General features: G+C 34.8%; 5 protein-coding genes. All 5 read right to left on the bottom strand.

The genetic code is table 11. From position 1 onward, the window contains the following. A partial coding sequence (locus tag ACP5Q2_RS09765) for a type IV pilus modification PilV family protein (RefSeq protein ID WP_428099580.1) occupies positions 1–446 on the bottom strand: 446 nt, incomplete at its 3' end. Beyond that, on the bottom strand, positions 439–1,389 hold the full coding sequence (locus ACP5Q2_RS09760; RefSeq protein WP_428099578.1) for a PilW family protein: 951 nt from the start codon (positions 1,387–1,389) through the stop codon (positions 439–441). The genes ACP5Q2_RS09760 and ACP5Q2_RS09765, both read right to left, overlap by 8 nt. Beyond that, positions 1,386–1,817 carry a type IV pilus modification PilV family protein gene (locus ACP5Q2_RS09755; protein ID WP_428099575.1) on the bottom strand — a complete coding sequence of 144 codons (432 nt, stop codon included), beginning with the start codon at positions 1,815–1,817 and terminating at the stop codon, positions 1,386–1,388. The genes ACP5Q2_RS09760 and ACP5Q2_RS09755 overlap by 4 nt, the downstream gene beginning before the upstream one ends. Further along, a complete protein-coding gene (locus ACP5Q2_RS09750) occupies positions 1,804–2,262 on the bottom strand; it encodes a pilus assembly FimT family protein (protein WP_424605068.1) in 459 nt (152 codons plus the stop codon). Before ACP5Q2_RS09750 ends, ACP5Q2_RS09755 begins: the two co-directional genes overlap by 14 nt. Continuing rightward, positions 2,247–6,809, bottom strand: a complete 4,563-nt coding sequence (locus ACP5Q2_RS09745; RefSeq protein ID WP_428099571.1) for a pilus assembly protein — start codon at positions 6,807–6,809, stop codon at positions 2,247–2,249. Before ACP5Q2_RS09745 ends, ACP5Q2_RS09750 begins: the two co-directional genes overlap by 16 nt. Positions 6,810–6,890: the final 81 nt, after the last annotated feature.

The following is a 6,890-nucleotide window of genomic DNA, read 5'->3' as shown; positions in this document are numbered from 1 at the left end:
TTTTCCACCTCATAAGCAAACTCCACTTCCGCTTTGTCTTTTGATGTGGTGGAGTTTACTTTTATATTTATAAGGTATAAATCATAACTTTTAGAAGGGGAACCATAACTATACGAGGTTTTTTTTAAAACAGTAGCATTAGCATTGTAACCAGATCCAGCCAGCAGATTTGAAATCCCAATAATATTACTGCCATTATCACATGGAGATGGATTACAAATCTGACTGTCACTATTTGCAACGTTTATGAGATAAACTATCTGATCGGTTATCCCTTTTGCCGCCTCAAGGGCACTGGTGTATTTCTTACCCTTACCTGATAAGAATGTGGACGAAATTATAAGATACAGCAAAGCAGAAATAAAACCAAGTGCCACAAAAGATAGGATCAACGTAATGATCAACGAAAAGCCTTTTTTATTCTGCTTTAAAAATTTTTCAATCACTCAATCCCACTCCGCGTATATTTATAGTTTTAGAGGATACCTTTAAAACCTTCCATCTGTAACGAGTATAATCACTCACACCCGATAAACTAAATGATACATTAGCACCAATATCATTATCGTAAAAATTTACTGTATCTGATCCATAGTTATAGTTCTTATCTTTATTACCTTCGTGAGTAAGTATGTAAAAGGATATCAACTGTAAATTTTCATAAATTTTAGATGAATTATCAAATACCCCCACACTCAGGTTGTCGTAAAAACTATCTATAGACCCGTCATTGTTTGTATCGGCTCCGAAATAAACTTTAAATCCTTTTACACAATTAACTACTATTTGTCCATTTCTAATTAGATTTTTTGTGGAAGGATTACATCGGGAAGGGGGTGTTCCTCCGAGTATGTATTCAATTGTGTTATAACTACTTAGAAGAGTCTCTAATGGGTAACCAAAAGCTATGTAGTTGTTTTCAGGATATGGAGCACTTTGGGAGATGGCATTCGAATTGATTGTTCCAGTAGTCCACTTTTTACGATTACCGTCAATTACCACGATATTATTGTTTGTAGTGTTAACTCTTTTGTCCAATAATACGTTCCAGTTGTTGGTGTTATTATCAAACTTTAACATAAGATAACCCTGCAGTTTATCGGATGAGACCATCTGTGTTGTTAAAAGAGTTAGTGTGATATTGTCTCCACCACCGGAGATAGATACAGGTGATATGTTTGCTTCAATACCAAGACCTGCCAGAAGAATATCTTTTCTGATTATCTCGAGTCCAATCTGTTCCTCAATTATTTTAGATCCAATACTTCCCTCTTTTTTATACCCTTTTAAAAGTGAAATGTATGTCAAATAAACCGCAGATAACACCAGCAACATAATAGCAATGGTAACTAACAATTCAACAAGCGAATAACCTCTGTATAATTTCATAACCCACTTTTACCTTTATAAATTTTGGTTTGATAGGTTACCCTTTTTAGTCCTTTATAATAATAACATGTAGTTACATTTAAATTGTAAATTCTATTGTTTGTATTAGGAACAGCGGTGAAGTTCCATACTGTCTCATATTTAATATTACCATTCCTGAAAGGGACATAATCTATCGCTTTATCATTGGCATCATTTGGATTGCATTCACTTTCAGTTCCTGTTGATATTGTCGTATTATCATTTCTTAATTTATCTGAATAATCCTGAGCAATTTTAGATGCAGAATTCCTCATAAAATTGGCAGCATTGTTTTCAATAGCCAATATTAATGAAAAGTTAAGTCCCAACAACATTACCGCAAGAATGAAGACAGATACTAAAACTTCCGCCAACCCAAAACCGTTCAAATTTTTAGTTTTTTTCACAATTTGCCCCATTTAGTTTCCCTAAGTATACCATATCCGAAAAAAGAATACAATTATATTGTACATCATAGACCTCTTCCGGATATATTTTGCCATTGGATTTTAAAAATCCATTTTTATCAAAAAGATAAGAACTGTTATCGCTGATGAATTTTATTTTCAAATTTATTACCTCGATATATCCATTTAACTCATTGGTATCATTATCCATTATTATATTCAAACCTCCACCAGCAAGATAAATATAATAGTTTTCTTTATCTGTAAAAGCAGAAACTCTTGTTTTATTGGCAAAGCTATATATTTTGTATATATCATTTTCAAGATCCCTTTTATTACTGTAAGATTTATAGCTATATAAGCCTATACCAACCAATATACTCAAAATAGAAATAGTCACAAGAAGCTCTACAAGTGTCAAACCATGCTTCATTTCTCTATCCAAAATAGTATCCTCCCTTTTCTAACTGGATTACCAACACCTAAATTTTCATCCACCGTAATATCTACTACCCCTACCGGTGATGCATAATAACCTGTATTCTGATCAATCAATTGTGGAGTTAATGGAGCAAGTCCTCCTGCGGCATCCACAGCGATACCGGCTGGCTTCGCGGTAACTTCGTATCCAGAGCAAACATTAGGAGTATTGATAGACCTTCCTGTTGCACAATTTAGCATCCAGATTTTAGATGTTGATTCCATCGTACATGGGTCAGCCTTATATTTACTTGAAGCAATTATTGCCACCTGGTCTTTATATACTATCGGATCTATAATCACCTTTTCTTTTAAATATTCCCCTTCACCTATCTCCAATGGATACTTCCAACCTGTAGTTCTTGCTACACTATTTCCAGAACCACTAACATTATCCTGCAATGCCAGACATGGATCATCAGTTAATGTTATGCTGTGGGCAGAATTTATGGTTCCCTGACATCCACTATTTACATCACATAAAAACGGTATCCCCCATATATAATTTTCATCATTATTTCCAGGAGTCCCTTCATTGTCCCCAGGATAAAAATGCCTACCAGACCCAAAAAATATGTAAGGCTTTCCAAAACAATTTCCGGAAACTATCTTAGAGGTGATGGAATTTTGTGCAAAATTTAAATATGTTTTATTTATATCCCAGCTCGATGGATTGGCATTTTTTATATGTATAACCACCACACCACCCTGAGAATTCGTTCCAGAAGGTTGAGTCTGATTATAACCTGCCAACACAAAATCTGTTTGTCCATCGTTATTTACATCTATCCCTTCAGTGAATAGCTTGCCAGAAAAAGCCCTGCTTATATTTGGATCCAATATTGTAGTTTTATTTATTGTAAAATCACTATTCAATGTTAAAACAAAAAATTTCAAATCTTTCGACGTATGTCCTTTATAATCACTTGGCCCATTAGCTAAGATGATAAATCTACCTTCATTCCTTTTCACATAAGCAGGCCCACTAAAGGAAAAACCAAGGTCATTATTGGTGAACTCCCACAGAGGAACTGGATTTTCCGGATTTGATATATCTATCGCAAAATATGACGACAATCCATTAGCTTCACCTTGTATACAATAGCTCTCATTATTTCCACAACTGCATCCACCACCGAGCCTTAAACCACCTATTAAAATTTTTTTATCACCTTCATCAATTATATATGGTGGAAGATCAACAAAATACATATGGCAATAATTTGTATTTTTTAGGTATTTCAGATAAGGTATAATGTTTCTTGGAATAAATCCCCACAACTCCTCCCCTATCAAATCGTTTGAACATGTATCTGTATCTTTATTGTCACATAATTTTACAATATCTTTAGTTTCCATATCGTTTATATTTTTTGTTTTCCCCACCCGAAATGCATGCAACATTCCATCGTTTGCCCCCACAAATAGTACATCAAAATTGTTGTTATAATTTGTGTTGTATTTTACAAGCTGAGGTTTGGAATGTATAATATCTCCTATCTTCCAGGTACCTGTTTTACCTTTATAAGTTACAGTTCTCTTTCTCCAACCATTATAATCTATCCCTCTGATATAATTTATAAGCTTATCCTTATCAGTATCTGCAACACCCAACAAAGAGTAGAAAAATGGTTTAGGTGTTAAAATGGTAACAGGGACAAAATCCACTTTACCTGTTGAATTGAAATTCGACATATTGATATCATGAGTAAAAATTTTCCTTTTATCCGGAGATGTTGTTAATAGAATTAAACCTGAATCCCATATTGGTGATACCTTATCAAAAGACTCAGATGAGTCCATCAGAATATCACCAGTCCCATTTCCATCAGAATCGAGCGTTTTATCTATTATCAATCTTACAATCCCTTCAGAATTATCATAACGGTACGAAAGGATATAATCATTAAAAAGGTTCAATTTATGGTCGTTTACTGTATCTTCACGTATCTGGATTGTCTGATTGTCAGTTGTTCCATATGCATATGTCCACCATCCATACACTGATCCAATCCAATCAACCTTCGTATTATTATCAAAATTTCTATTGGCATTAAACACACCCTGCATTGCAACACTGGCACTACTTGTTCTTTCCGTCAATAGTGCCACCCCTGTACCGGACCCAGAAACTGACAGAATTTTAGACAAAATAGAATTAAGGCTATCCGCTAGCTTGTTTCCTTCGAATGCTTCAAAGTAGGCATCAGGAACCCCATCCTGATTTTTATCCCATTTTTCTTGTTTATCTGGTACTCCTGTTTTATCATAGTCATCAAAATTTCCCCATTTGGCGGCATACCATAGGGGATTTTTCAATAATCCTGCAGAATTACCGGTTACCGTAAAGGTTTTTTCCCAGCTTAGTGGCATATTAACTAAATCCGAACTAGCATCTTTGTCTTTCACTACGAGATACAAACCATCTTCGTTTGTTCCTGAAATACTAAATCCCATTACCTGATCAATGCAACCTGCTGCATAAATGGAGGTAACATTTACCTTCAATGTACCATTATTAACATTAAATCTATATTCAGCAATTGCATCCATATCATGGTCTGCTCCCTGCTCAACATCTTCAAAGTTTATATTAACTGTTGCTGATTTCAGATTTCCATCGCTATCATATTCGATGTTAGTTATGTAATAATCAACTATCTGATTTGTGGGACAAAATGCATTTGGATTGCAAGATAGCTTTAGACCATTTGCGTCTATTGTTTTTGTACATTTATCGTAACAATTACTTTTTACATTTAAACATCCACTGACTGACTTAGCAACAGGTATAACCCTTAGATCCTTCCCCCCCACTTTAAACTGAAGATCCGCCACAGGGGATGACACAGCCACCATAAAAGATGACACATTTGGTTTAGATAATTTGTTTTTAAAATCTTTAAAACCGTAGTATGCCGCTGCAGACAGGTAATAGCTTCCCTGTTTTGTTGGTTCCTCAGGACACAAACCTCTGAGTGATCCGAGATTAGAAGCATTCTTTGACGAACATATTGTATCAAAATTTGATCCACTTTGCCCTATAAACCAGCTTAACCCATTTATACTTTCATATTCACCTATTATGTTTGCTATATTACTGGCATTAAAATCTGTTAAATCTCCAGAAAAAGATGGATTAAAATAAGATCCTGGAAGTTGATCCGAATCAAAACTTGTGTTAATATCGCTTAATACTATAATAAAAGGTTTAGAACATTGTGGAAACATATTGAATGGTCGATTCCAGCTTAGATTATATGGCAAACCCAGTGAGCTATCGGTCCCGGTATTAGTCACATTAAATGCAGATGTTGCACTACCCTTATCAGCAAAATATCTTAGAGCTTCATAATACATCTCCGCAATTGGATTACCCCAAGACTTAAATGTTCCTTCAGTCATTGGCCCATCCGTTTTCCAACCTCCACTATATGTATAATCTGTATAATTAAAATCTACTATTTGTAAATTATTTATTGTTTTGATGATCCCAGCCGTATTGGTAAAAATACCTGTAGAAAGATCCACTTCATTAGCAATAGATCCAATATTCTTCCTCAATACGCCACCAGACATATTTTTATCATAGCTACCTGTCAAAAGACCAAAAAAGATATCACTCTTTTTTATACATTTACCACCTATCGTACAATCCGAATCTGATGAACAGTTACTAAAATTATTAGAGCAAACTGATATATTATCCCCTTCTCCAAATTTTTGCAAAATCCCAATAGGCTTGTATGTTCCTGAAGGGTATTGTTTACAGTTTTCTTCTAAAAGGCCGCTCTTACAAACTTCCACCCTTAAATCAAATTCTTGAGGATTTCCAAGTCTATCATCACATACAGGTCTTTCCGTTGATGCCCAATCCCAGATCCTTTTTGTACTGTTTTTTAATACCCTTAGTTTTCTATTTGCCCCTTGAGATTTTGATGTAACACACACAAGATGTCTGGTTCCCTGGTTTGGTATACCAAGAGGTGTTAATTTGACTACATTGTTACCATATAATTCTTTTCCCCAGCTATGGGCGTCCTGTGGTATGTATGTCCCTGTGAGGACTGTTTTACTGGTGGTATCAGTTGACCTATAACCACCATACAAAACTTTTCTTATTATATCAATCCTTGACATGGACAGCCAATTGAGAAGATTGCCACTCCAAGCATCACCGTTGCAGTACTTATCATTGGATCTGTAAGATGGTACAAAAATATCATTCTGATATTTGTAGCATTTATATGGGTCAAAATATCCATAATAATCAAAATTGTGTTTATAGTAAATGTCAATCTTGCCATCCTGATCGATATCCATAGCATCATTGTATGCCTCATAGAATAGCTTATGGTCTTTACCCATCACCAGCATTACAAGTGGTGGAGTGTTACCAGGCAAAAAGGGTGGCACAGCACAGTAGCTGGGATTTGTCGAACTGGAAGGTATTGCTGCAAAAGTATTAAACGAATATATCATAAAAAAAACAATGAACAAAAATCTCCTCATATAAACCTCCTGATACTCCTAGTATAATAATAACGAATTTTCGTGAAAAAATCGTGAAAAATTATTTATTAAATTTACAAT

This window comes from Calditerrivibrio sp., assembly GCF_049968475.1.
GTDB classification, from domain to species: domain Bacteria; phylum Chrysiogenota; class Deferribacteres; order Deferribacterales; family Calditerrivibrionaceae; genus Calditerrivibrio; species Calditerrivibrio nitroreducens_A.
This window is presented reverse-complemented; position numbering and strand designations above follow the sequence as displayed.